The sequence below is a fragment of the Dysgonomonas sp. Marseille-P4361 genome (genome assembly GCF_900343125.1).
GTDB lineage: Bacteria > Bacteroidota > Bacteroidia > Bacteroidales > Dysgonomonadaceae > Dysgonomonas.
In genome coordinates, this window is the sequence record NZ_OPYL01000002.1 from 156,651 (window position 1) to 182,198 (window position 25,548).

Annotated in this window: 21 protein-coding genes; 9 read left to right on the forward strand and 12 right to left on the reverse strand. The window is 36.1% G+C overall.

The annotated features are described in order from the left end of the window. Positions 1 to 7 precede the first annotated feature (7 nt). The 4 genes from DHU68_RS04490 to DHU68_RS04505 all read left to right on the forward strand — a co-directional run bounded on the left by DHU68_RS04490 (position 8) and on the right by DHU68_RS04505 (position 8,050). Positions 8 to 1,768, forward strand: coding sequence for a RagB/SusD family nutrient uptake outer membrane protein (locus DHU68_RS04490; RefSeq protein ID WP_108822134.1), 1,761 nt, complete (start codon positions 8 to 10; stop codon positions 1,766 to 1,768). Between the two features lie 13 nt (positions 1,769 to 1,781). After that, positions 1,782 to 2,639, forward strand: coding sequence for an endonuclease/exonuclease/phosphatase family protein (locus tag DHU68_RS04495; RefSeq protein ID WP_108821789.1), 858 nt, complete (start codon positions 1,782 to 1,784; stop codon positions 2,637 to 2,639). Between the two features lie 464 nt (positions 2,640 to 3,103). Continuing rightward, positions 3,104 to 6,430: a SusC/RagA family TonB-linked outer membrane protein gene (locus tag DHU68_RS04500; protein ID WP_108821790.1), complete on the forward strand. Its 3,327-nt coding sequence runs from the start codon at positions 3,104 to 3,106 to the stop codon at positions 6,428 to 6,430. A gap of 18 nt (positions 6,431 to 6,448) precedes the next feature. Next, positions 6,449 to 8,050, forward strand: coding sequence for a RagB/SusD family nutrient uptake outer membrane protein (locus tag DHU68_RS04505; protein ID WP_108821791.1), 1,602 nt, complete (start codon positions 6,449 to 6,451; stop codon positions 8,048 to 8,050). Between the two features lie 97 nt (positions 8,051 to 8,147). Here the strand turns inward: DHU68_RS04505 and DHU68_RS04510 are convergent, their stop codons facing one another. Continuing rightward, positions 8,148 to 9,062 carry a hypothetical protein gene (locus DHU68_RS04510; RefSeq protein WP_108821792.1) on the reverse strand — a complete coding sequence of 305 codons (915 nt, stop codon included), beginning with the start codon at positions 9,060 to 9,062 and terminating at the stop codon, positions 8,148 to 8,150. Between the two features lie 163 nt (positions 9,063 to 9,225). Here DHU68_RS04510 and DHU68_RS04515 point away from each other — a divergent pair, with 163 nt between their 5' ends. After that, positions 9,226 to 11,769 carry a prolyl oligopeptidase family serine peptidase gene (locus tag DHU68_RS04515; RefSeq protein WP_108821793.1) on the forward strand — a complete coding sequence of 848 codons (2,544 nt, stop codon included), beginning with the start codon at positions 9,226 to 9,228 and terminating at the stop codon, positions 11,767 to 11,769. A gap of 68 nt (positions 11,770 to 11,837) precedes the next feature. Here DHU68_RS04515 and DHU68_RS04520 read toward each other — a convergent pair whose 3' ends face one another. The 3 genes from DHU68_RS04520 to DHU68_RS04530 form a co-directional block, all read right to left on the reverse strand. Further along, positions 11,838 to 12,845, reverse strand: a complete 1,008-nt coding sequence (locus DHU68_RS04520; protein WP_108821794.1) for an AI-2E family transporter — start codon at positions 12,843 to 12,845, stop codon at positions 11,838 to 11,840. A 142-nt stretch (positions 12,846 to 12,987) separates the two neighbouring features. Then, on the reverse strand, positions 12,988 to 13,398 hold the full coding sequence (locus DHU68_RS04525; RefSeq protein WP_108821795.1) for a DoxX family protein: 411 nt from the start codon (positions 13,396 to 13,398) through the stop codon (positions 12,988 to 12,990). A 79-nt stretch (positions 13,399 to 13,477) separates the two neighbouring features. Further along, on the reverse strand, positions 13,478 to 14,344 hold the full coding sequence (locus DHU68_RS04530; protein WP_108821796.1) for an energy transducer TonB: 867 nt from the start codon (positions 14,342 to 14,344) through the stop codon (positions 13,478 to 13,480). A 286-nt stretch (positions 14,345 to 14,630) separates the two neighbouring features. Here DHU68_RS04530 and DHU68_RS04535 point away from each other — a divergent pair, with 286 nt between their 5' ends. Then, positions 14,631 to 15,155 (forward strand): Hint domain-containing protein, encoded by a 525-nt coding sequence (locus DHU68_RS04535; protein ID WP_108821797.1) that lies wholly within the window; start codon positions 14,631 to 14,633, stop codon positions 15,153 to 15,155. Between the two features lie 81 nt (positions 15,156 to 15,236). Here DHU68_RS04535 and DHU68_RS04540 read toward each other — a convergent pair whose 3' ends face one another. Both DHU68_RS04540 and kbl read right to left on the reverse strand, forming a co-directional pair. Continuing rightward, positions 15,237 to 16,187: an NAD-dependent epimerase/dehydratase family protein gene (locus tag DHU68_RS04540; RefSeq protein WP_108821798.1), complete on the reverse strand. Its 951-nt coding sequence runs from the start codon at positions 16,185 to 16,187 to the stop codon at positions 15,237 to 15,239. A 16-nt stretch (positions 16,188 to 16,203) separates the two neighbouring features. Then, complete coding sequence (kbl, locus tag DHU68_RS04545; protein WP_108821799.1) at positions 16,204 to 17,400, reverse strand: glycine C-acetyltransferase; 1,197 nt, start codon at positions 17,398 to 17,400, stop codon at positions 16,204 to 16,206. Positions 17,401 to 17,578: 178 nt separating this feature from the next. On the opposite strand from kbl, the gene DHU68_RS04550 reads away from it, so the two are divergent. Then, complete coding sequence (locus DHU68_RS04550) at positions 17,579 to 18,592, forward strand: glycerophosphodiester phosphodiesterase family protein (RefSeq protein ID WP_108821800.1); 1,014 nt, start codon at positions 17,579 to 17,581, stop codon at positions 18,590 to 18,592. A 271-nt stretch (positions 18,593 to 18,863) separates the two neighbouring features. On the opposite strand, the gene DHU68_RS04555 is transcribed toward DHU68_RS04550, so the two are convergent. Further along, positions 18,864 to 19,166 carry a hypothetical protein gene (locus DHU68_RS04555; protein WP_108821801.1) on the reverse strand — a complete coding sequence of 101 codons (303 nt, stop codon included), beginning with the start codon at positions 19,164 to 19,166 and terminating at the stop codon, positions 18,864 to 18,866. A gap of 152 nt (positions 19,167 to 19,318) precedes the next feature. Next, positions 19,319 to 19,498: a hypothetical protein gene (locus DHU68_RS04560; protein ID WP_108821802.1), complete on the reverse strand. Its 180-nt coding sequence runs from the start codon at positions 19,496 to 19,498 to the stop codon at positions 19,319 to 19,321. Positions 19,499 to 19,673: 175 nt separating this feature from the next. Here DHU68_RS04560 and DHU68_RS04565 point away from each other — a divergent pair, with 175 nt between their 5' ends. Next, positions 19,674 to 20,414 carry a helix-turn-helix domain-containing protein gene (locus tag DHU68_RS04565; RefSeq protein ID WP_221405551.1) on the forward strand — a complete coding sequence of 247 codons (741 nt, stop codon included), beginning with the start codon at positions 19,674 to 19,676 and terminating at the stop codon, positions 20,412 to 20,414. A 10-nt stretch (positions 20,415 to 20,424) separates the two neighbouring features. Here DHU68_RS04565 and DHU68_RS04570 read toward each other — a convergent pair whose 3' ends face one another. From DHU68_RS04570 to DHU68_RS04585, 4 genes are all read right to left on the reverse strand, one after another. After that, positions 20,425 to 21,003 carry an ACP phosphodiesterase gene (locus DHU68_RS04570; RefSeq protein WP_108821803.1) on the reverse strand — a complete coding sequence of 193 codons (579 nt, stop codon included), beginning with the start codon at positions 21,001 to 21,003 and terminating at the stop codon, positions 20,425 to 20,427. A gap of 154 nt (positions 21,004 to 21,157) precedes the next feature. Continuing rightward, complete coding sequence (locus tag DHU68_RS04575) at positions 21,158 to 22,501, reverse strand: porin family protein (protein WP_108821804.1); 1,344 nt, start codon at positions 22,499 to 22,501, stop codon at positions 21,158 to 21,160. After that, on the reverse strand, positions 22,491 to 23,039 hold the full coding sequence (locus DHU68_RS04580; protein WP_108821805.1) for an RNA polymerase sigma factor: 549 nt from the start codon (positions 23,037 to 23,039) through the stop codon (positions 22,491 to 22,493). Before DHU68_RS04580 ends, DHU68_RS04575 begins: the two co-directional genes overlap by 11 nt. Positions 23,040 to 23,157: 118 nt before the next feature. Next, a complete protein-coding gene (locus DHU68_RS04585; protein WP_108821806.1) occupies positions 23,158 to 24,072 on the reverse strand; it encodes a dimethylarginine dimethylaminohydrolase family protein in 915 nt (304 codons plus the stop codon). Positions 24,073 to 24,223: 151 nt separating this feature from the next. On the opposite strand from DHU68_RS04585, the gene DHU68_RS04590 reads away from it, so the two are divergent. Then, the gene (locus DHU68_RS04590; RefSeq protein WP_108821807.1) at positions 24,224 to 25,495 is read left to right on the forward strand and encodes a uracil-xanthine permease family protein; all 1,272 of its coding nucleotides are present in this window, start codon (positions 24,224 to 24,226) and stop codon (positions 25,493 to 25,495) included. The last annotated feature ends 53 nt before the right edge of the window (positions 25,496 to 25,548 follow it).

The following is a 25,548-nucleotide window of genomic DNA, read 5'->3' on the forward strand; positions in this document are numbered from 1 at the left end:
GAGAATTATGAAAAAAATATATTATATATTGTTTGTTTTATCGGTATTTGTCTCATCTTGTACTTTAGATGAAGAACCTCTGTCGTCTATTTCTAAAAATGAAGCATTTAAAACAGAGGCTGGATTGAAGGCATATATTTATGGTTGCTATGATCTTTTCCCTACCAATGATGATGCTCATAGAAAAGACGCTATGTCTGATTATGGAGCTGTTGGTTCTTTTAGCGATTTCCTAAGGGATGGGGGCTATAGTGCAGAAACAAGTAGTGGATGGTCGTGGGGAAATCTACGGAAGGTAAATTATTTTATCGAGAATTGTGTTGACGAATCAATCCCTGAGGATGTACGTAACAACTATATTGGTATAGCACGTTTCTTTAGAGCATATTTTTATTACGATAAGCTAATTCGTTTTGGAGATGTGCCATGGGTTGATAGAACATTAAGTACAGATGATGAAGCTTTGTATGGAGAGCGAGATTCAAGAACGTTAGTTGTTGAAAAAATGCTGGAAGACTTAGATTTTGCGTATAATAATATAAAAGCAACAAGCAGCAATGATGGTTCAATGATAACAAAGTGGGTTGCATATGCATTTAAATCTAGAGTATGTTTATTCGAAGCTTCTTTCAGAAAATACCATACTGAATTAAATCTGACAGATACAGCAGATGATTTATATCGTAAAGCTATTGCAGCTGCAGAAGAAGTAATGACTAAATCGGGTCACAAGTTGAATACAAGCAACGGAACCGATCTTTCATATAGAACATTGTTCATTAGCGATAATGCTGTAACCTCAGAAGTAATGTTAGCTGTGCTATCGGACAAAGAACAAGCTGTTTTGAATGATGCAAACTGGTATTGGACATCAGGTACTTACGGACCTCGATTTAGCTTTATCCGTACATTTGTTAATACATTCTTAACATTGGATGGAACACCATTTACAGATGTTGCTGGTTACGAAACCATGGAATTCTATGATGAGTGCCAAAACAGAGATATGCGCTTGTCTCAGGTTATGCGTACACCGGGTTATATGAGAGATGGCAAACCTGCAGCACCTAACTTTAATGGTTATTCTTATACCGGATATCAGCCTATTAAGTTCTCTCTAGATGATACTTATTATGACTCAGGAGACTTAAATACAAATGCAATTCCTCTATTCCGTTATGCTGAAGTATTGCTTAACTATGCAGAAGCTAAAGCTGAACTTGGCGAGCTAACTGATGCTGATTGGGCAAAAACGATAGGAGCGCTTCGTAGTCGTGCCGGCATTACAGGTGGAATCAATTCGAAACCAACAAAGGCTGATCCTTATTTGAAAGCAAAATATTTCCCTGAAATCTCAGATCCTGTATTGCTGGAGATAAGAAGAGAAAGAGCGATAGAGTTAGTTCTTGAAGGATTCCGTTTCACAGATCTTCTACGTTGGAAAAAAGGAGAATTGATGACTATGGAATGGGACGGAATGTATGTTCCTGCTTTAATGAAGCCTATGGATCTTGACAAAGATGGTACGGATGATGTTATTTTTTACGAAGGTGATAAAAAACCAGAAGGTATTGCAAGTACATGTGCTCCGATTAATGTTGGAGGAAAAAACAGACAAACATTGTCTGAAAGAACCCATGGAAGCCTAATGTGGTCTGTAAGTGAGGTTCGTACTTGGTATGAAGATGGCAGACAATATTATTATCCGATTCCAGCATTATCAATTGTGAAGAATCCTAATCTAAAACAAAATCCAGGTTGGGATTAAAAAAGAAAAGAATATGAAACTAAATAGATGTCTCTATCTTATTGTAGCTCTCTTTATTTCTACATTGTTGCTAAATGCTCAGGATTGTAAAAATACTGCTATCCGTGCAGCGTCTTTTAATCTGAGAATGGATACACCTGCCGATAGTCTTAATTCGTGGATACACCGGAAAGATAAGGTTAATGACCTTATTCGTTACCATGAATTAGATATTATTGGTACACAAGAAGGTTTTATTCACCAAATTAAGGATATGGTCGAACTGGGAGATTATGCATATGTAGGTGTTGGACGTGACGATGGAGCAGAAGCAGGTGAGCATTCAGCTATTATATACAAAAAGTCTCGTCTCTCAGTTTTGGATAAAGGTGATTTTTGGTTTTCAGAAACACCTGAAAAGCCTTCATATGGATGGGATGCTACAATTCGAAGAATTTGCTCTTGGGCTAAATTTAAGGATATGATAACAGGAAAAGAATTTTATTTCTTCTCATTGCATTATGATCATAGAGGGGTTTTAGCTCGTAAGAACTCATCCTTACTATTGATTAAAAAGGTGAAGGAAATAGCTAAGGATTATCCGGTTATGGTTACTGGCGATTTTAATGCTACTCCAGAATCTGAACCAATGCAAATAATATTCAAAGATGGATTCTTATTTGATTCTAGAGAGCTGTCATCCACCAAGCCCTATGGTACTGTCGGGACAACTTCTTCCTTCAAAGCAAGTGCTCCTATGAATAAAAGGATTGACTATATATTGGTCACATCTGGTATTCAGGTAAGTAAATATGCTGTTTTGAATGAAATGCAATATGGAAGATTCCCTTCAGATCACTTCCCTGTAGTTGCTGATATTACTCTTTTCTAAATAAAAGGAAGTATATCTGATATATTAAATAAGCCTGTCTATTTTTAGTAGACAGGCTTATTTTTTGTATCTATATAAATTGTTGTTAGAAAGAGATATCCATTGAAAAATGGATGAATATGTACATCACTATATGCCCAATTAATAAATATATTAAAGGAAATATAAATATCAAAAGGATTTTTAATAGTGCATTTAATGTGTTGTTATGACTCTGAGTCTTTGATTTTTGTCACATTTATGTGTCTCAATGTGTGTTAAAATGATATTGAAGAAGCATTTTGTAATTTTAAGAGTCACATTGGTTTTAAATTATAATTAAACAAAAACTTGTTTTTTTGTGATTAATTAATAATTTAGCACCTCGATAATGGGTGCATTCTTAATCTTTATAAAAATACATGTATAAATTATCACTAATAAAATGGCTTCATTAACTATTAATCATTTTAATTATTTTATCTATGATTAAACACACTAAAATTTCTAAAGCATTTTTGCTTGCGGCTTTATTAGGTCTGATGAATACTTCTTATTTGTCAGCTAATACTAGTGTTGCAGGTACACAAGTTACTATGCAAAAAAGCAAAGTTTCAGGAGTTGTTGAAGATGACTTGGGACCTGTAGCTGGGGCCTCGGTTTTTATCAAAGACACAACTAATGGTACGATTACCGATGAGGATGGTAACTTTACTTTAAATGGAGTCGAAAACGGCAATACGATAGTTATTACTTTCGTCGGTTTTGTAACACAAGAAATTGTCTATAACGGACAGGCTTCACTAAAAGTCAGACTAGTATCTAAAACTGCAGATCTCGATGAGGTTCTTGTTGTTGCTTATGGTACACAAAAAAAATCTTCATTTACAGGTTCAGCAACAGTGGTGAACTCTGAAGCAATGTCAAAAATTTCAGGATCAGGTTTTGCTGAAACTCTACAAGGGCTTTCTCCAGGGGTGAACGTAGTTAACGTTCAGGGTAATCCGGGAGCTAAATCTCGTATAGAAATTCGTGGTATTTCTTCTATGTCAGGACAATCCAATCCTCTAATTATTGTGGACGGGATGCCTTTCGATGGAGACTTGAATCAAATCAACCCTTCAGACATTGAATCAATGAATATTCTGAAAGATGCTGCTGCTACTTCTCTTTATGGCTCGCGTGCAGCTGATGGCGTTATTATGGTTACCACAAAAAGAGGTAAAGTAGGTAAGCCTCGTATCAACTTCCGTGGTTCTTGGGGAACATCGGATAATGCAGTGAAAAACCCAAGAAAAGCGAATCCTTACGAGCAGTTGGAAAATACTTGGTATGCATTGTATTACGATGCAGTTTACTTTGACGGAATGTCGCCTCAGGCAGCAGGAGATTATGCTTCGGCAAATGCTTTGACAAGACAGGTAAAAGGAACAACAGACTCGAATGGTAATAAAATATATGTGACTCCATTTAAATACATCAACGAAGATTATGTATTGCACGATGGTAGTGGAAACCCATATATGAATCCAAACTTAGAATATGCTTGGAATGAAAGCGATTGGGATGTTTACGACGCTGTATATTCAAACAAATTGAGACAAGAATATAATGTTGATATTAGTGGTCAGAGTGATAACGGAAAAGTAACTTATTTCCTTTCGGGGGGGTATTTGGATGACTTAGGTTATAATATGCAACAATATTATAAACGTTATTCTTTCCGTGCAAATACAACAGTAGAATTACAAAACTGGTGGAGAGCTGGAGGTAGCCTATCTTATTCTCGTCATCGTCAAAATGAATCGGGAGGAAATAGCCGTGCCTTGAACTTTACAACATCTTTGTCTTCTCCATGGTTACGTAATATTGACAATACAGACTGGGAATATTCTCAAAAGACAGGAGAAAGAATGTATAGCTACGGAAAGTATACAAACAACTTCTTTGGAATACATGTATTGAACAATCCTGGTGACTATTGGGATAACCCTAATGATGATAGTTTCAGTAATAACATGGGGCATATCATCTCGTCTCAAGTATTTACAGAATTAGATCTTCCTCTTAATCTGAAATATAGAGCAGCTCTAAACATTGATGATTATTGGTCTAGATCAATGAACTATAGTTCTGCTGTACATGGTAGCGGACAAACAGCACCTTACGGAGTATCTGTTTTAGCTAATGGAGGATACGCATCTCGTTACGACTATAATAAACGTTCAACAACTTGGAATAATGTATTATCAGGAAACTGGAAAATAGGTGAAAATCATAATGTGTCGGCTATGGCAGGTCACGAGTGGTACACTTGGGATTCTCACTACGAACAAGGATGGGGTAGTGGTATTATGGAATTAGGAAAGTACGAACTATCTAATACTACAAAAGAATTTGGAGTATATGGAGGTCGTGATAAATATAGTTTATTGTCATTCTTCGGAAAAGCTGACTATAACTTTATGAACAAATACTATGTTTCAGCTTCTTTCCGTGAAGATGGTTCGTCTCGATTCCATCCAGACAATCGCTGGGGAGCATTCTGGTCAGCGGGTGCATCTTGGAGAATCTCGGAAGAAGAATTTATGAAAAATGTATCATGGTTAGATAACCTATCACTTCGTGGTAGTTATGGAACAACTGGTAATGATAAACTAATTCCTCGTAATGCAAGTAATGGCAAAGCCGGTAGTGAAGTTTATTATGCTTACCAAGGAACTTATGATAGAGATGACCTGTATTTAGAGCCGGGATTGAGACCTAAAACTTATGCAACACCAGGTCTAAAATGGGAAAGCAATAAGCAATGGAATATCGGTATGGACTTCTCTTTATTCAATAGGCTTAGTGGTACTGTAGAATATTATTCTCGTACATCACAAGATTTATTATTCTATAAAGAAGCTCCAATTTCTGCACAGGTTGGTCAGGCTACAGGATATAATATGAATGTAGGTGACTTGAGAAATAGTGGTATAGAGGTATCTTTGAAGGCCAATGTTTTATCTACATCTAAATTCAGATGGGATATTGATGCAAATTTAAGTACACTGAAAAATGAAGTTACTTACTTACCTACAGGGGCTTATACTTATTCAGGTACTGCTTGTACATACAAAATGGAAGAAGGAAAATCAATTTATGAATTTATTGCACCTCAGTATGACGGAGTTAATCCTGACAATGGTATGCCAGGTTGGTTGATTCGTGACGATAATGGAGGATGGGTACGTACTGAAGATCCAGCAGCAGTAACAACAGATGATTTTGTTAATGCAGGTTCAGCACTTCCTAACCTATTTGGATCTATCACAAATACATTCCAATACGGAGGGTTTGATTTCTCGTTCATGTTCTACTATTCTTATGGATCAAAAATGTCAGATTATACTTACAAAGAGCGTATAACAAATCGTCCAGGAGTAGGTGTGGCCCAAGATTTAGTACAAAATCGTTGGAGACAACCAGGTGATTCAGGTGCAGATCTTATCCCTCGTTGGTCATACACTCAATATAGTGGTACAGTAAAATATGCGACAAACTTCTTATTTGATAACCATTACTGGAGATTAAGAAACTTAACATTCGGTTATACTTTACCTAAGAAACTTACGAATAAGTTTATGGTTGATAATCTTCGTCTGTATGTTACAGGAAATAACCTTTTAACTTTTGGACCGGCTAAAGATCGTGGTACAGATCCAGAAACAGGTGTAATGGGAAATAGTTACAATGGTAATGCTGAAACAGACAATGGAATTCAAGGGTCAAGAAGAATTTATATGTTTGGTGTACAAATTTCATTTTAAACGATAAAAATAATATATATGAAAACTAAGAAAATTAAAAATATATTCTTCTTATCACTATTAGCTATTAGTCAACTGTTTGTGAGTTGCGATGATGCGCTGAATACAGGTTCTTATGTGGATGTATCAGATAGCGATGTTTTAAATAATGCATCACAGCTTGAGAAGATTTTGACTTCTTCTTACCGACAACTGTATTTCGATTCGGAGGTAGAGTCGGACAGAGTTTATGCCGGATTAGCTGGCTTGCAAATGTATGTAGACCTTGGAGGTTCGGATATTATCTGTCATACCAACATGGGAGGTAGTCAGTTTACTGCATATCAGTATACAAACTCTAAGACTCAGGCTGATGGAAATGCTAGTAAAATATGGAAGTTTTGTTACAATGTAATCAATCGTACTAACATCATTTTATCGCATATAGATGAAGCATCAGGAGATGAGACTACTAAAAAGCATATCAAAGGACAAGCAAAAGCTATCCGAGCTATTCAGTATTTCCATTTGATACAAAACTATCAACAAACTTATGCTATCGCTAAAGATAAACGCGGTGTTATCTTGAGAACTTCGGCAGATGATCCGGATGAAATGGGATTCTCTACAGTAGAACAAGTATATGCTCAAATCTTAGATGATTTGACATCAGCAAAAGAATTATTAGCTGATTTTGAATCTCCTAATCTATGGACTATCAACTCTGAAATTTGTTCAGGTATGTTGGCACGTGTATATCTTGTAATGCAAAACTGGGATGGAGCATACAAAGAAGCTAAAACAGTGTACGAAAACCATAGTACATTATTGACTCGTGAGCAATATCGTTCAGGTTTTGATGATATGATTACCGGAAGATACAATGAGGTTGTTTGGGCTATGAAATATACTGACGATAATAACCTTGGAGGAGGTACACAATTCAATATGTGGTACAACCAAGATGAAAGTTATGGTGAAGGATATGCTGACGGACCAATATACTCATTTATAGCTTTCTTCGCAGATAGTCAATTTGAGAAATTATTTGAGAAAGAAGATGACAGATATCAGTTCTGGAAAAGAACTAAAAACGTAGACTCTGAAATTAATTCGAAATGGGCATTTGATAAATACAAACACTATGGAACTGGTGGAGGTGCTGAAATTGGTAGCCCTACACGTCCTGAGGTATGTTTGATGCGTGGTGCAGAGATGTTATTGATTATGGCTGAAGCTGCGGCTAATATTCCTGGAAAGGCCTCAGAAGCTTTAACTCTATTAAATCGTCTACAGGGAGCACGCAACGCTACACTTACAACAGGTGTTTCGGGACAAGATTTATTAGAAGCAATCTATACAGAGCGTCGTAAAGAGCTAATCTGTGAAGGTCAATCAGGATTCTATGACTTAGTTCGTCTACAAAAGAAATTGGTGCGTGTAGGCGCATCTAAAGATAATCCTGGAGGTCATTATGTTTGGGGACTACAGTACCTAAATGGTTATAATGCAACTTCTGCAAACCCAACAGCTTATCTGGAATCAAATGATTATCGTTTCTTCTGCCAAATACCACAGCTTGAAATATTGAGTAATGGTGCAATATCGGAAGCGGATCAAAATCCATATAGTGGAAAATAAAAAATGATAAATAGTTAACTAAAAAAGGTTGTACTCTCAGAGTGCAACCTTTTTTAATGATGAAAATATACCTTAAATAAACTCTTTATAATTTTATTTATTCTTCAGATACATGAATTTTTCTTTCCAGATAAGAAAAGTTTGTGGCGAAGTTTGCGGGAATTTCTATTTCTTCTAACATTCCTTTTATTTCTACAGAAGAAACCAAGTCTTTTTCGTCATAAAGAAAGTCATAAGTGATAGAGGCATATTTAGTAGGTGTACTTCCTTCTTTTACATCCTTAAAGATGGTAACAGAAGCAACATTATTTGCACTCTTTTTACCTAAGTAATCAGATAAGAACCTGCAGTTAGTCAAGAGCCAGCATCCACCCCAATTGCTAATACTGATAGTGTTGAATGGCATTTCGTAACAATAACTGCTAACCGGCTCATATTCTTGATCTGTATAACTGTATATATGTTTATATCCAGCGGAAGAAATTATTTCTGAAAGATTCCCGTTTACGAAAGAATAATTTTCCCAATAGGTAGGAACTTCATCTCCAGACCTGTTAAAGCGCTCCATTCTTATTAAATATCCGTCAGCATTGTATAGGAAAGAAGTGGAATCATTTTGTGTTCTTACTTTCTCATTTTCAACCTCTCTATAGGTAAGGTGTAAGGCCGAAGTTGCTTGTTTATTCGAATTCACCTTAATGAGAAGGCTGTCATAATAAATAGATGTTCCGTAATCACTGCTTTTTGCATATACTATCATATCAGGTTTATAGTTAATCATGATATAATCAGCATTTAGGTTGTCGATGATCTCTATCTGATCATCATTAGAATAGGATAATGTAACATCTGTCCGATTAACAAGACCTGCTTTTGTATCAGGGTAGTCTACATGCTCAAGCAGCCAGTATCTAATAGGCTCGGGATGATATAGCATAACGTCTTCTTTGGAACATGAAGAACAAATAGCTAGAAATATAGCTGTAAGGAAAAGGTGTAATTTAAGTTTCATTGTGAGTTAAGTTTTTGTTTGGTTTGCCAAAGATACTACTTTGTGTCAGCAGAACAAGATTGATTTTAAAAGATTTTTTAGTCTTTGGTTTTTTAATATCAATAGGCGGCTTTATAGACCATATTGACTATCTTTGACTACCAATATACAAAATAAAATACTTATGAATTTACGCTACTTTTTACTCGTATTGTCGATAATCTTTGTGTCAGGTGTTTTGGCTCAGAAAAAACAAAATCTATCACAGATAAATACATTGCCTTCATCTATAGCAATTAAATCACCCATCTTGTTAGATTCAGTTAACATGAAAGGAGAGAAATATGGTGAAAAAGATTTGTTGAAAACAGAAATAACAATACCTGATCAAAAAGCATTTATCTTTTCTATAAAATCAGATACTGCGGGCTATTTTATGCCACCTAAGTCAGAAGAGGGTTCAGCTTTTCAATTATTCTCTTTTTATGTAAGCTCAGATAGATATGGTAAAGGAACATTAAAAGTTACTTCGCCTAATATGTTGGAGGTATATGTAGATGGTAAACTGACAGCCTCTAAGACGACTAAAGAAAATCATTTGAGTTCGGCAAAAGATGTAAGTACTACACTAAATTCATATCCCTTAAATAGTCGTGTTGTCATCAAGTTGCTATCATCAGTGAAAGATAAGGCAACAACAGCACTAAAGGTTACGATAGAGAATGAAACTACAGATTCTCTTACAAACTTTGCTGTTTCAGATACAAATAAACGATTTGTGAACTTCACCGATATGATGCTAGGTAAGCGTGTGACAGGTGTAAGTATGTCACCCAAGGGGCAATATGTGTTGATCTCTTTCAGGAATACATATGGAGAAAAAAGTGCATCAACGACAGAGCTTTATGAAGTGAAGACGGGAAAGAGCCTTGTAGTTGATACAGATGGAACTAAAAAACAATTAGGATGGATGCCTAAGACAGAAAAGCTTTTTTATCTTCAAAAAGATAATGAAGAGTTTCATTTAACAACAATAGATCCGATAACGTTGGAGGAAAACATTATTGCTCGAAATATCCCGAATCAATATCTGACTATTTCCCCTGATGAGAAATCTCTATATTATTATAAGCAAGAAAAAGGAGATGAACCGAAAAGTGATCTGAAGTTGCTTAAAAGTGTAGAAGACAGACAACCCGGATTTTCTAATCGCTCCTTTATTTACAGATATGATCTTCTTACAGGACTCAACCAACAATTAACATTTGGAACCAATACAACAAGAATAAATGATATTAGCTCTGACTCTAAATATATTTTATTTTCAATATATGAAGACATGATAACTGAGCGTCCGTTTAGCAAATCTACTCTTTATATGCTCAATGTGGAAACGATGAAGGTAGATACAATATGGGCTAATCAGACATTTGTCAGCAGAGCAGCTTTCTCTCCGGATATGAAAAAACTTCTGATACAGGGTTCGGGCGAAGCATTTGATAGTATCGGACTTAATGTAGATGAAGGGCAGATTGCGAATAGCTATAATGGGCTGGCTTTCATAATGGATTTGGAAACAAAGAAGGTAGATCCTATATCGAAAGAATTTGATCCTAGTATCGATTATGGCTTTTGGAATAAAAAAGGAGATATAATTTATTTCAATACAACAGATAAGGACTGTGTGAATATATACAGCTACGATCTATCTAGTAAACGTTTCTCTAAATTGCCATTGAAAGAAGAGGTTACGCGTTCGTTCTCTGTAGCTAAAGATGGAGAAGTAGCAGCATACTTCGGATTAAGCCATTCTAATTCGACAAGGGCTTATTTATATGACCTGAAAAAACAGGAATCTAAACTTATAGCAGATCCTTATGGAGAACGCTTATCTCAGATGACATTAGCAAAGGTTGAGGATTGGAACTTTACTAATTCAGTAGGTACAGAGATAAAAGGGACTTATTATCTACCACCAAATTTCGACCCATCAAAGAAATATCCGATGATTGTATATTATTATGGAGGAACAGCTCCTACATCTCGTACGTTCGAAGCTCCTTATCCGGCTCATGTTTTTGCAGCTCAGGGATATGTAACTTATATTATCCAACCGAGCGGAGCAACCGGCTTTGGACAGAAATTTGCAGCTTTGCATGTTAACGCATGGGGACACCGTACGGCAGAAGATATTATAGAAGGTACTAAGCAATTTATGAAAGAACATACATTCGTTGATGAAACTAAAATAGGCTGTATAGGTGCTTCGTATGGTGGGTTTATGACCATGTATTTACAGACGAAGACAGATATGTTTGCAGCAGCTGTTTCTCATGCAGGTATTAGTTCTATCAGTAGCTATTGGGGCGAAGGCTATTGGGGATATTCATATAGCTCAGGGGCTAGTGCTCATAGCTATCCATGGAATAACAGAGACTTGTATGTAAATCAGAGTCCTCTCTTCAATGCTGATAAGGTGAAAACACCAATACTCTTTACACATGGTACAGTTGATACAAATGTCCCTATAGGCGAAAGTATTCAGATGTACACAGCTCTCCAAATATTAGGCGTTCCTTCGGCATTTATTCAGGTTAAGGACGAAAATCACGGTGTAGCGAATTACAAACGCAGGGTAGAATGGAATAATTCTATCATGGCATGGTTCGATAAATGGCTGAAAGGTGACGATCGCTGGTGGAAAGGACTTTATCCTGATAATAAATAGTAACAAAAATTATAATAATAAAAAACTCCGCTAAGATCAGCGGAGTTTTTTGTTTTGTATTATGATGCTCAGTCTTTATCCAAGTATTCCCTTTTATACATATCGAGGCATAATATGAAGATAGATAGAAGCAACGGTCCGAAAATTACTCCCCAGAATCCGAATAGCGTTAACCCTATAAATACTCCAAATACTGTAATCAAAGGATGAGTATCGGCCATCTTCTTTTGAAGTAACAGACGGATCAAATTATCAACATTGGATATGATAACAAGCGCATAGATTGCCAATCCGATAGCGCTAGCCCAATCGCCGGTAACAGCCAGATAAACTGCCAACGGAAACCAAACTAACGAAGTTCCCAGGATAGGGATAATAGTCGCAAAGCAAGTTAAGAAGGCAAACAGTACAGGATTGGGTGCTCCGAAGATCAGATAACCAATCATGGCAATGATACCTTGTATAACTGCCAGAAGGGGTATTCCTATTGCATTTGATTTAACGATCATGTTAACCGAATTACTAACCTCTTGCCTGTTTTTTTCGCTAAAAGGGAGTAGAGCATATAAATATTTCTCCATGTTTCGTCCTCCAAGGAGCATGAAATAAAGTATAAATACGATAACGATTGAGTTGATGACAAAGCTACTAACACTGTTTAATAATACTTGTCCTATGGTAGGAAGGTAGCTGGCAGCCTTCATTATATTTTCTGTACTTAGAAGTTCATAATTGATTCTTTCTTGAATCAAACTGTTGAATTCTTTGACTGCTGCTATTGTTGCAGACGGATCCAGATTTATACCATGCAGCTCTTCTATTAATAGCCATATAGCAAACGAAAATGGTATGAGGAAGCATAGGATAACTTCGATAAGAATTGCTATAGCAGATATGTTTTTGCTGAGCTTTTTTTTCTCTGTCAGGTAAAACATTTGCTTCCGTACCAATATGTATATTGTAGAAGCTCCTAACAATCCACTGAGAAATGGGGCTATCTCTTTGAATAGTACAATCCCCATGAAAATGATTAAAATGAGCAGTGAATATTTCCAGTATTGTTCTTTTGTATCCATCTTATTCCGTTTCTATCGTTTTGTTTAAGATTAGTGAATTACAAATCTAAAATAAATTCATCAGCTATTGTCATAAGATACAAAAAACAAAAGACTAAATTTCTGAAAATTTAGTCTTTTGTTCTATCTCGTAAAATAGTCTTTAGTCCCAAAGATGTTTTGTGCTGACTGCATATTTACCTCCACCGGTAAATACTAAGGCTAAAGCTCCAAATATATAGAGAGCCTGTAGCTCTATCATCCAACCTCCAGTAGCACTTAGTGTAAGAATATCACCGGCATGTGCCATCAATACAGCTACAATCATATTGAATACGAAAACCACAGCAGCAGCTCTGGTTGCCAAGCCGATAATAATGAGTAGCGGAGCTATTACTTCTCCTACGTAAACACCATATGCAATAAAAGATGGCATTCCGGAAGCTTCTAGCATACCAGCAATTCCTTCAGTTCCGTGCATCAGTTTAGCCACTCCATGCATCAGCATTAAGATACCTATACTAAGTCTTAAAACGAGTATTCCTAAGTCTGTATTTCTTTCCAATAACTTCATATTGATTAATTCTTTTATTTATAAATTATGTTGAGTAATAAACAAAAGAAGTGTATAAATGTTCAGTCTGCTAGATGTATTACTTAGGAAGAACAAAAGGGATAGGAAGAAGAACTTGCATTGTGGTTGGTTTACCGTCTTTGAGTCCCGGAGTCCATTTGGGCATTCTCTTTATCAGATAATAAGCTTCTTCGTTGCACTCGTAATACAGACCCTTGTGTAATACCACGTTAGTTATTTCTCCATCTGCCGCAACGGTCAGATTGAATACAACGCGTCCCTCTATATTCATATCTAGGGCAGCTTTTGGATATTTAAGGTTTTCCTTGAGGTGAGCTTCTAAGGCTTTTTTACCTCCCGGAAATTCGGGTAATCGGTTTAGAGAAGAGTCTTTTTCCTCAACAACTACTTTTTCCTCTTCTTTATTTATTTCTTCTTTTTCTTCTTTTTCTTCAATATTTGTCTGTAGCGATTTCTCTAACTCCTCTAATGAAACTCCGTTTTCTTTCTGCTCTTTGACAAAGTTGCGCAATGAATCATTCAATGTAAAAGAAACTACTAGCTCTACTGTTGTCTCAATAGGTTCTCCACCTTTTGAAGCAGGTGTCCAATTAGGCATTTTCTTTATTAAATCTATAACTCTGTCATCGGCAAGCGGGTCGAAGCCTTGAAGAATATCTATTCCTTTCACAGCTCCATCTTTACCTATATGTACCTTGGTGCGGACATCTCCTTCCATCTCAATATCAACCAATAGTAGGGGATAGCTAAGTCTGTCAGTTATATACTTACTAAAGGCTTCTTCTCCGCCATCGAATTGAGGTGCTTCAATATTTTCAGCAGAAGAGTTAGAATCTACCAATTTCACTGTTATGCCATTACCCAAGATGGATGAAAAATTGTGATTCAAGGATAGAGATAAAATAAGGAGTAATTTAAGAACCATTTAAATAGAATGTTTATTCTGTAAATAACCAATTGTTACATGCAAATATATATAAATTTCAGAACAGCATTGTCTTAAATCAGATTAACAAAAATGAAATAAGTAAAATAGCTTGATTATCAGCGTGGAAGTAGAGTGTCGTAGGTGCGATTAGAAGATGTTGTAGAGTGGGGATTACAAAATTAATTGGCTTTTTTAATCATATATTATTGGAACAGATGTTTAATATTTAAAATATTCTTATATTTGTAAAAACTTTACATAAAACTTACTAAAATAGAACATTATGAACTTCAAACATTTCTTTATTATATCTATTCTTTTATTGCTTTCAACATTAGGTGCAAAAGCTCAATTTATGTTTGCTGAAGGTACTCCAATCGTTATGGCTAACGATACGGAAATAAAAGTAGAAAAGCTTATTGTAGGGGATGTCGTTCTTGCCTTTAATGAAAAGGATAAGGTTTACGAAGAGAAAAAGGTAAAAAGTATTACATCTACTATGTTGAATAGGTTTGCATCTATTACACTGGAAACAGGTAAACAAATTACGTTGACTCTAGATAGTCCTATCTATGCAGAGAAAGGCTGGATATCTTTAAGTCCTGAACAAACAATGGCAAATGATAAATACAAAAAAGTAGGTACATGTACTCAAGACGATTTTGTCTTATTCTACAATGTCGAAAGTAGTGACTATATTGAGATACATACTATACGAGGTGTCCTTGAAGCTAAAAAGGCTTATGTTATAGAGCTCGAAGGCGATGGTGCTATTGTTGCTAATGGTTTCCTTGTAGGACAAAACTAATTGATAAAACGATAATTGTTATATAATATATAAAAAGAGCGACTTATTTAAGTCGCTCTTTTTTTGTTGGTAATATGTCTTTTATTTAATCTTGCTTTTCAATACTTTAATCATGTCTTCAGACATTTTCTCTAAATCGTACTCAGGTTTCCATCCCCACTCTTCACGGGCACAAGTGTCATCCAGCGAATTTGGCCAAGAATCAGCAATAGCTTGCTTAAGAGGGTCTATCTCATATCTCATCTTGAAGTCAGGGTAATGTTTTTTTACAGCAGCGTAAATCATTTCCGGGTCGAAACTCATAGATGCAATATTGAAAGAGTTGCGATGAATCAGCTTGTCAGGATTAGCTTCCATGATGTTTATTGCAGCATTCAAGGCATCGGGCATATACATCATATCCATAAATGTCCCAGCCTTGACAGGGCAAACAAAGTCTTCTCCTGCAACGGCCTTGTAATAGATCTCCACAGCATAGTCGGTCGTTCCGCCTCCAGGCTGAGTCAGATTAGAAATAATTCCGGGAAATCTTACCGAACGAGTATCTACTCCCCATCTGGTGTAATAATAATCGCTAAGCAATTCTCCTGTAACTTTAGTTATACCATACACAGTATTTGGACGCTGTATCGTATCCTGAGGTGTTTTGTCTTTCGGAGTACTTAACCCAAAAGCTCCGATAGAACTTGGTGTAAATACAGCACAATTATATTCTCTAGCAACATCAAGGCAATTCATCAAACTGCCGATACCTACATCCCAACCTAGTTTAGGGTTTTTCTCTGCTGTAGCAGAAAGGATTGCAGCAAGATTGTAGATTGTATCAATCTTATATTTCTTTACAGTATCTGCCAGTTGTTGTATGTTAGTTGCATCTATCTCAACAGTCGGTCCCCAATCGAAAAAGCCTTCTGGATAGGGTGGCTTGAAATAACCGCAAATAACATTGTCTACTCCGTAGATAGAACGCAACTTAATGCTAAGCTCTGAGCCTATTTGTCCAGTGCTGCCAACGATTAAAATGTTTTTCATAAACTAAAAAAGAAAACTATTTAATAACACCTAATTCTTTTCCAATCTTCGTAAATGCTGTAATACATTTATCCAGATGTTCTTTTTCGTGTCCAGCTGATATTTGTACACGGATGCGAGCTAAATCTTTTGGTACTACCGGGTAATAGAATCCGGTAACATAGATACCTTCATCTAATAATTTTGTAGCCATATCTTGAGACAGTTTTGCATCATACAGCATTACTGCACAAATAGAAGACTGTGTAGGTTTGATATCGAACCCTGCAGCTTCCATTTTTTCAACAAAATAATCAGTATTTGCATGTAATTTATCTTGTAAATCATTGCTTTGTTCCATCATTTCAAACATTTTGATTCCGGCTCCGGCAATAGCAGGCGGGATAGAGTTTGAAAATAGATAAGGACGTGAGCGTTGACGAAGTAAATCAATGATCTCTTTTTTACCGGTTGTGAAGCCTCCAATTGCGCCACCAAAAGATTTACCTAGAGTTCCGGTAATAATTTCTACTTGTCCTTTCAGGTTGAATAATTCAGTTGTACCACGTCCGGTCTTTCCCACAACACCGGCAGAGTGAGACTCATCTACCATTATCATGGCATCGTATTTCTGAGCCAGTTCATATATTTTATCAAGCGGAGCTACGTTTCCATCCATGGAGAAAACTCCATCTGTTACAATTATACGAAATCGTTGAGCTTGAGCTAGCTTAAGCTGTTTTTCCAAATCAGCCATATCTGCATTTGCATAGCGGTAGCGAACAGCTTTACATAAGCGAACTCCATCTATAATAGAAGCATGGTTTAACGAGTCGGAAATGATCGCATCCTGATCCGTTAATAGTGGTTCAAAAACTCCACCGTTGGCATCAAAACATGCGGCATAAAGAATAGTATCTTCTGTGCCGAAAAATTTAGCAATGGCAGCTTCCAACTCTTTGTGTAAATCTTGAGTTCCACAGATAAAGCGAACCGAAGACATACCAAAACCGCGTGAATCCATTGCTTGTTTAGCTGCTTCGATCAGTTCTTTATTATCCGAAAGACCTAAGTAATTATTAGCACAAAAATTTAACACTTCTTGCCCAGAGCTAACCTTTATTTTAGCTCCTTGTGGCGAAACGATAATACGTTCGTTTTTGTACAATCCTGCTGATTTAATATCAGCTAGCTCATCTTGTAGATGTTTTTGAAATTTAGAATATGTAATCATGGCTATTAATTTTAGTGAGTAAAGGTAGTAAATGTTAATTAGAATATGAGGTCTTATTGAGAGAATATTTTTTGAAGAATTAAAGTTTTAAAAAAAGAGAAGAATGTGCTGTGACAGTAAGGATATGTAGTAAAAAAAAACTAATTTTAGCTATTGTTTAATTTTAAGTAATTGTTTCATGAAAAAAGTAATTGCCCTAATCTTAGTCTTGTGTTCATCCGTCTTATTTTTAGGAGCTCAGGAAAGTTTGTTAACCTTGGATAATTATACAGTTCCTATCGGGAAGAAAGGAGCTTTTGTCGGGAAGGTTGTTTCTTCAAACAAAGAGAAGATATCAATAAAAAAGGATGCTTCTAAATTATTTACTATCGACAAAGAAGGGAATATCAGTTTAAAAAAGGATAAAGAGGTAGATTCAAATTCTCCTATCAGCTATGTTATTACCTTAAAACAAGGAAAACAGTTGAAAGATATTGAGTTAGTAAAAGATAACTTTGTACGCAATAAAGTAATAGCTCACAGAGGAGCTTGGAAGAAACATGATGTTAGCCATAACTCAATGAGTTCATTAAAATATGCTATTGAATTGGAGTGTGAAGGTACTGAAATCGATGTTTGGTTGTCAAAAGATGATGTCGTTGTTTTAAATCATGATGATAATATAAAAGGAAAGGTTGTTGAAGATACTCCGTTGAGTGAATTAAAGAAAATGAAACTTAAAAAAGGAGACTTGATCCCTACTCTTGAAGAGACAATAGAATGTATAAAACAACAGAACAAGACAAAACTTGTTATTGAAATTAAAGGAACTAAGCAAGGGAAAGCTATTTCAGATTCAGTAGTAAGTCTTGTGCATCGAATGAGAGCTCAAGGATGGGTAAATTACATTTCCTTTGGACTGAAATATTTGCAACGTGTAAAGGAATTAGATCCTACTGCAGAGGTGGCTTATTTAGAATCAGATAAAACATTGGAAGAATTGAAGGCTGCGAATATGAACGGCATCGATTTACATTATAATCAGTTCTTAAAGGATCCAGAACTCGTAAATAAGGCAAAATCGATGGGATTATCTACCAATGTCTGGACAGTGAACAAAGAAGAAGATATGAAAGCGTTACTAGAACAAGGTTTGGATCTTATCACTACCGATGAGCCGGAGCTGTTATTTCAGCTGATAAATAGTAAATAATACACAGTACATATATTATTTATATAGAACGCTATCAGGTCAAATGATTTGATAGCGTTCTTTTTTCTGTCTGTTTATGGAATTTTACACTTTTTACTATCTATTAATATGTAAATTAAAAAGGGCTTCCCCTTGGCCTTCCCGCCTCGTACAGATGACGATGCTCTCAATTCTCAAAGTTGTTATCGTTTGAGGCGGGTTTATTTAAACTAAAAAAACTCCCATCTGAGATGAGAGTTCTTTATTTTATCTGCAATAGTTTTACAGTTTACTATACTTTAGCCTTCGCTTTCGCTTCAAAGTCAGAAAGTTCTTCAGCTAACTTTCCTGCAACATCACCGGCTACTTCGTTAAATTTTTGTTGTCCTTTTCTTACTTCTTGGCGAGCTACAACTCCGGCTCTCAAAGCTTTGCTTCTCCCAACTGTAAGACCGTAGTCTAATTCCGATTTTGCTCTACCAGCTACATTGTTAACTCTATTTCTTAGTTCTTCTCTGGTTTCTTCATCTGAAAGCTTTAAAGCCGCATATACTCCTAGAGCACCTACAGCAAGACCTAAAAAAAATCCTCTCATATGCTTCTCCTTTTATTAATTAGACATTACTTGTTTTAACAAATATAGAACTATTTGATAAAATATCATCGAATTTAAGACTTAATTTGTGTATCAGATATTTAATAGTTATTAAAGCTTGTATCTACAGTAGTAAAGAGATGACGAGAGGTTTATTGATCGCTTTTCTTTTTGAATAAATTCCCCATAAAAGGGAAAGCAAAAATAATAGGAATAAAAAAGACAGGGATGTCGAAGATGAAATAGGCAATAGCAAATACAATCATCAGAACGATGCTTACCAGCAGTATCCATTCAGTTAGTCCCCATTTTGGTTTGTTATTATCTTCCATGTTTTTGGTACAAAAGCATTCAAATTTAGGGATAATTCTATAGAAATATGAAAAATATGACTCGTTTCATGTTTTTTAATCTAAAAACATTATTATGGTTAAATATTTTACTATATTTGTCGAGGGTAGTTATTCCCTTGATAGATAAAATAGTATAGCTAAAATAGATTAGACCATGTTGGAATTTAAAGATAGATTAAAGTTTTTGCTCGAAAAAGAAGGAGTGACAGCGTATCGCATATGGAAAGATACAGCTATAACTAAAGGTACAATAGCGAACTATATTGAGGGAAAAACCTCTCCTAATAGGTCAAATGTTTCTATTCTGGCATCCTATTTTAATGTGAATGAGAATTGGCTGCTGAATGGGGAAGGGAAAATGAATTCTTTTATTCGCTCCAAAAGTGACGAACCTTATCTGGTTACCAAGTCGGGAGTGAAATATTACGAAATGGCAAATGGTAAGTTTCGTATGCGAGTTCCTTTCATCCCTGTTAAGGCATATGCCAAATATATTGATGAATACAGAGATGCTGAATTCTTAAGTGATGATTTTGAGGAATTCGACTTTATTGTAGATAAAATAGGGCATGGCCGTTATTTTGCATTCGAGATAAAAGGCGACAGTATGGATGATGATAGCAAACGAAGTATAAGTGATGGAGACATTGTTTTGGCTAGAGAACTGTCAAAAGAACATTGGCGGAATAAGCTGCATACAGAAGATTTTCCTAACTGGATCATTGTGTTAGATAATACAATCCTTTGCAAACAGATTGTAGATCAGGATATAGACAACGGGAATATTACTTGTCATTCCTTAAATCCGTCTCCGGAATATGCTGATTTTACACTTAAACTAGATAATGTCTCCCAACTATTGAATATTATACAAAAAGTGTCGAGCGTATTTTAGTTGTATAGCATTAGGAATGTAGCGATTGTACAAATGATTTGAGTTCAGGAAAAAAGCTTTGATAGTAATCTCTTAGTTCATTATAATTCTTCTCAAATTCTCCGAATATATTAGCTTCGTTATCCAGATAATTAGCTCTTTGCTTTAATCTGTCGAAACTTTTTTCTATCATCCACTTGTAGCGGTAATTATAGAACCAGTTTTCACTTTCCATATACATAAACATTGAACAAAACTGACCGGGAAGTATATCCTTATAGTCGCTTATTTGTTTATAACTCTTTTGTGCAAATGGTTCCCATCCTCCGACGGGTTCATTCTCCTGATCTTGAGCTAAGAAATGATCGTATGCAACATCTAAAAATGCTCCCGAATACCTGCCTGCTGTGCTCTGGAGAAGCTTGACTGCATCTTGTGTTGACGGATGTTTGTCGGTAAATGAATCTATTTGCCTGTGAATGTGTATCCCTTGTTGGATCGTTTCGGGATATTGTTCTATTTGTTTCCCTTTTATTTGATCGGCAATCATATTTCCTATAAGGATTTCGGGGTTGCCAAAAGACAGGTATGCATGTGCTAAGAAATTCATTTTCAAAACTCGTTTATAACTCCAGCAAAGATAGTTCTATTTGGGACACAAGCAAAAGTATAATGATTTTGTACTTTCATATATAAAGAAAAACCTGTTATTCTAAAGTGAATAACAGGTTTCGTTCGTTTTATGAGGTTTGTGCCAGTTGATTTTAAAATTTAATTCTTAAACCGCCTCCAACACCAAACACGTTTCGTTTATCTGTTCTTATGCTGAACGGTTGATCATTGTCTAAATAGTATGAATAGCGAGGCTCTACATATAAGCTAAGATTTTGATAAAAAGCATATGAGACCCCAGCTGAGGCGTTAAGTGACAATTGTACTCCATCGATACTACCTTTGTCGGTATTAGATGAGGCTAAGTCGTTACCCTGAAACATCTCTTGGGTGTATTTTTGACTAAGTCCCTTTTCTATCATACCTCCTCCTGAAACATACACATTCCATTTAGGGTTATTCCAGAGGTAAACAACAACATTCAGGGGTACTCCTAAATAGTGTAGCTCCTGTTTGGCTTTGTATTGAGGTACATTTGTTCTTTCCATTTTAGAAGATAGATAAGTGTAAACAAGTCCGGTTTCTATACCAATACGATCATTCAGATCTTTACGAACGGTAACACCAAAAGATAAGGGAGTTTCATGATCTATATTTGTGAAGTCTTCTGTGACTAATCGGTTTGTATTAGCATTCCCCGGATCGGTCAATGTAATAGGTTCTTTATTCTTATCACTAAGGAATTCTGGGTCGTAGTTTGTCGCTTTCAGAGCACTAGACATATCCATTCCTGACGAAATTCCGCTAGAGGAAGACATTGATGCAGCTAACAGCCAATTGTCATTACTTTGGCTTTTCTTAGGAACCAATAATTTAGGTTCTTCTTGTTGGCTGGTATTAAACTCTTTTGTAGGAGTTGTAACATCTTCTTTTGGTTCCTCTATACTTTCTTTTTCTTTACTCTCTTTATTTTCATTCTCAGAATCGTCATTCTCTGCTACCAAAGGCAATCTGCTCTCGTTATCAGATAGAAGAGCCACACTTTGAGTATTATTGTTTTCTCCTTCATCTTTTTTCTCATTAGTAGCCGATGCTATGTTATCTGCAACAATAGCACGCTGAGAGTGAACGACAGTAGTCGTTGGCTTTTCCACAGGTTTAGACTGTTGATCTTCAGCGAATGTTTCACGTGTTTCTTTTTCAGGAGAAACGATATTTTGCTCATTACTATGCGATTCGGCTATAGTTGATATAGGCTCTTTGCTAGGAAGAATAAGGAATACAACCGTTACGATTGCAGCAATGGCAGCAGCACTACTCACCCAGGTTATCCACTTCTTATTGCGAGGAGGGGCGGCTTGAGGAGTAATATGAGGAGCAATATTAGCCCAGATATCAAGATCTACCGGCATGCTGAAATCATCCAGCTTTTCTTTAACGCGTAAGCTGAAATCATCGGGTTGCTCTATATGTTTGTTCTTCTCTTTATTTGTCATTCTCTTGTGTTGTTAATGAAAGAACAATCTCTTGTAAAAGCTTCTTCCCTCTCAGAAACTGAGAACGAGAAGTGCTTTCTTTTATATTCAACATTTCGGCTATCTCGCTATGCGAATAACCTTCAATTGCAAAAAGGTTGAAGATCGTACGATAACCTTGAGGAAGTTTTCCTATACAAGCCATCAATTCTTCGGCAGAAAGTAGATCAACAGCAGATGCATCTGCATATTCGAACGAATCGTAGTGGTCATCAATGCTTGTGCTAAGTTTAAGTGCATCTTTTTGTCTCAAATATTCTAATGCCGTTGTAGCAAATATACGTCTCATCCATCCGCCTAAGGGACCGGTCCCAGAGTAGGAATCAATCTTCGTAAATACTTTTATAAAACCTTCCTGAAGGATGTCTTTTGCCGTCTCCCTGTCATATACATAGCGCATACAAACCCCCATCATGACAGGGGCATGAAGCTCGTAAATCTTTTTACAAGCCCACTGTTCGCCACGTTTACATCCGGCCACTAACTCTTTTTCGTCCATCAGTAGATTTTACTCTCTATTAGCTTGATGCACTTTAGTGAAAATAAGTTGCATCACAATTTCAAAATTATATTCTTTTTTTTCTAATATCTTTTTTCTTCTTGAAAACTTTATCTAATCACTCTCGGATAAGAGGTAAAGTAGAACAACGAAGAAGTCCGCCCATTTTTGATGTTTCGTAGTACGGTATTGCTTCTACTGTTATTCCCCATTCTTCTTGCATATGTTTGTTTAAGCGGGTAAAACCCTTTTCGCTTACAACTATATCAGGTGATATGGAGAATACATTTGTATTCATATAATACATTTCTTCTTGCGTTATTTCAAATACATTTTCCTTTCCAAACAGATCGACTAAAAAATTATAATCTTTTTCGTTACGGAATCCATCCTTGTATATAATTAGCTTATCATTTCCTACAGGCATGAAAGTACAGTCTAAATGAAGAATTCCTTTGCGCGGATCAGTATCATTCTTTTTCAATTCGAGGGCGATAAATTGTTTCTCAGGGAATAATTCTTTCAAAAAAGCAATAGCATAAGCATTTGTTCTAGCTGTCTTAAATTGGGGATAGTCAGGATGCATATACGTTCCAACGAAAACAATGTCATTATACAGAACAACATCTCCGCCTTCTACATGTGCTTTTTCGGGAAGATTGTATATTTTGTTGAAAGCGATGTCGTCATAGATAGGCGCATAAGCTTCCTGTTCATCTGCTCTGTCGGGAATAATATTTGATGTTATTATTTTGTCGTCAATGACGAAAGCAACATCACGGGCAAATATCTGATTCGAATTAGGTAATATCAAAGGTCTTAATACTTCAATATTATAGTTGAGTAAGACGCTTTCAAATGCACTCATTTCCTTAGCGATGTCTTCTTCTATAGGATAAACTCCATTCTTTACCGATTCGTAAGATTTAGCATCATACGTTTCGGACAGTGTGGGTGCTTTTCCTAACGAGTACGGCTGACCAAGGACGACAGTTTTTAGAGGAGCTGTTTCATTTTGTACATTCAAAATCATAAGTAAAGTTTTATTTCTTAACGTTTGCAAATATAGCTTTTATACTTGTAGTAAATAAATTAACAGATGTATGTTTAAGAATATTTATTATCCATTTCTTATACAGTCATCTTTTAGTTGCTAACTTTGATAAAATCTAAAAAATAAGCACATGAAATACAAACTGGACGATAGACCTCCAATGCTTGCATCTCTTCTCTATGGCTTGCAATGGTGGATAGTGTCTCTTCCTTGTATTATAATAATGGGAACTGTAATAGGAAAGATGCACTTTACGGAAGTAGCAGATCAAACTCTTTATATGCAGAAACTATTTGCCGTAACCGGATTCACTACCATTATACAGGTTTTGTGGGGGCATCGGCTTCCGCTGGTAATTGGACCCGCATCTATTTTATTGATTGGTATTACAGCTTCATTATCTGCAGGAGTCTCCGTTATCTATACCTCCATTATAGTAGGCGGTCTGTTCATAGCACTGTTGGCTTTCAGTGGCTTACTGTCTAAGGTGCGCTCTGTCTTTACCGAAAGAGTAGTGACAACTATTCTGATACTGATCCCTTTTACGGTGATGCCTACTATTGTCGGACTCGTTTTCGATAATGAGAATCATACATTGTTCAATTTCTTTTATGCATTTGCTCTTATCATTCTCTTGCTGCTTTGCAATAAATGGCTAAAAGGGGTATGGAAATCGACGACCGTATTGTGGGGTATAATAATTGGTTCGCTAGCCTATTTCTGTATATTCCAATTCCCTGATATAGGCAGTATAGATCATAGTAAAGAAAGTGTCTTGAACTCAATTTTTATGAGTTCGTTCAGTTTCGATGCAGGTACTATCTTGGCTTTTATTTTCTGCTTTTTTGCACTTATTGTCAATGAACTTGGTTCTATTGAGTCTGTAGGACAGATGCTGAAAGCGGAGGGAATGGAGCGACGTATAAAATATGGGGTAGGAATCTCCGGATTGTCAAGTATGTTATCCGGATCGATGGGAGTTATTGGTTCGGTAGATTATTCGATGAGTACCGGAGTGATATCTTCTACAGGATGTGCCTCTCGTTATACACTTGTTCCGGCAGGAATAGGATTAATGCTTTGTGCTTTGCTCCCTCAGGCTGTGAATATGTTGAATCATATACCTTCCATTGTTATGGGAGCTCTGTTTATCTATCTGATGGCTGGTCAGTTGTCTTCAGGCTTTGTGATGATGATGAACGAAAAAGCAGTAATGGGATATAATGATGGTATTGTGATTGGCTTATCTATTATGATTGCTATTCTTGTGTCTATTGCTCCAGAGTCTGCAATTGCTCAGATTCCGGATCTTGTACGACCAATATTGGGAAATAGTTTTGTGATGGGGGTTATTACGGTTATGCTGCTGGAACATGTCATCTTTAGAAAGAAAAAAGTATAAAATATTGAACTCTAAAGAGTTTTATTATATTTGTAGTTGAAACATAACTTTAC

What these genes read in the sequence shown, in the direction of transcription:
- DHU68_RS04580 (WP_108821805.1), bottom strand. Translation starts at nt 23,039, where the DNA reads ATGGACGAAAAAGAGTTAGTGGCCGGATGTAAACGTGGCGAACAGTGG.
- DHU68_RS04495 (WP_108821789.1), top strand. Translation starts at nt 1,782, where the DNA reads ATGAAACTAAATAGATGTCTCTATCTTATTGTAGCTCTCTTTATTTCT.
- DHU68_RS04555 (WP_108821801.1), bottom strand. Translation starts at nt 19,166, where the DNA reads ATGAGAGGATTTTTTTTAGGTCTTGCTGTAGGTGCTCTAGGAGTATAT.
- DHU68_RS04540 (WP_108821798.1), bottom strand. Translation starts at nt 16,187, where the DNA reads ATGAAAAACATTTTAATCGTTGGCAGCACTGGACAAATAGGCTCAGAG.
- DHU68_RS04530 (WP_108821796.1), bottom strand. Translation starts at nt 14,344, where the DNA reads ATGGTTCTTAAATTACTCCTTATTTTATCTCTATCCTTGAATCACAAT.
- DHU68_RS04520 (WP_108821794.1), bottom strand. Translation starts at nt 12,845, where the DNA reads ATGGATACAAAAGAACAATACTGGAAATATTCACTGCTCATTTTAATC.
- DHU68_RS04560 (WP_108821802.1), bottom strand. Translation starts at nt 19,498, where the DNA reads ATGGAAGATAATAACAAACCAAAATGGGGACTAACTGAATGGATACTG.
- DHU68_RS04515 (WP_108821793.1), top strand. Translation starts at nt 9,226, where the DNA reads ATGAATTTACGCTACTTTTTACTCGTATTGTCGATAATCTTTGTGTCA.
- DHU68_RS04565 (WP_221405551.1), top strand. Translation starts at nt 19,674, where the DNA reads ATGTTGGAATTTAAAGATAGATTAAAGTTTTTGCTCGAAAAAGAAGGA.
- DHU68_RS04590 (WP_108821807.1), top strand. Translation starts at nt 24,224, where the DNA reads ATGAAATACAAACTGGACGATAGACCTCCAATGCTTGCATCTCTTCTC.
- DHU68_RS04500 (WP_108821790.1), top strand. Translation starts at nt 3,104, where the DNA reads ATGATTAAACACACTAAAATTTCTAAAGCATTTTTGCTTGCGGCTTTA.
- DHU68_RS04535 (WP_108821797.1), top strand. Translation starts at nt 14,631, where the DNA reads ATGAACTTCAAACATTTCTTTATTATATCTATTCTTTTATTGCTTTCA.
- DHU68_RS04490 (WP_108822134.1), top strand. Translation starts at nt 8, where the DNA reads ATGAAAAAAATATATTATATATTGTTTGTTTTATCGGTATTTGTCTCA.
- DHU68_RS04570 (WP_108821803.1), bottom strand. Translation starts at nt 21,003, where the DNA reads ATGAATTTCTTAGCACATGCATACCTGTCTTTTGGCAACCCCGAAATC.
- DHU68_RS04550 (WP_108821800.1), top strand. Translation starts at nt 17,579, where the DNA reads ATGAAAAAAGTAATTGCCCTAATCTTAGTCTTGTGTTCATCCGTCTTA.
- DHU68_RS04575 (WP_108821804.1), bottom strand. Translation starts at nt 22,501, where the DNA reads ATGACAAATAAAGAGAAGAACAAACATATAGAGCAACCCGATGATTTC.
- DHU68_RS04510 (WP_108821792.1), bottom strand. Translation starts at nt 9,062, where the DNA reads ATGAAACTTAAATTACACCTTTTCCTTACAGCTATATTTCTAGCTATT.
- DHU68_RS04525 (WP_108821795.1), bottom strand. Translation starts at nt 13,398, where the DNA reads ATGAAGTTATTGGAAAGAAATACAGACTTAGGAATACTCGTTTTAAGA.
- DHU68_RS04585 (WP_108821806.1), bottom strand. Translation starts at nt 24,072, where the DNA reads ATGATTTTGAATGTACAAAATGAAACAGCTCCTCTAAAAACTGTCGTC.
- kbl (WP_108821799.1), bottom strand. Translation starts at nt 17,400, where the DNA reads ATGATTACATATTCTAAATTTCAAAAACATCTACAAGATGAGCTAGCT.
- DHU68_RS04505 (WP_108821791.1), top strand. Translation starts at nt 6,449, where the DNA reads ATGAAAACTAAGAAAATTAAAAATATATTCTTCTTATCACTATTAGCT.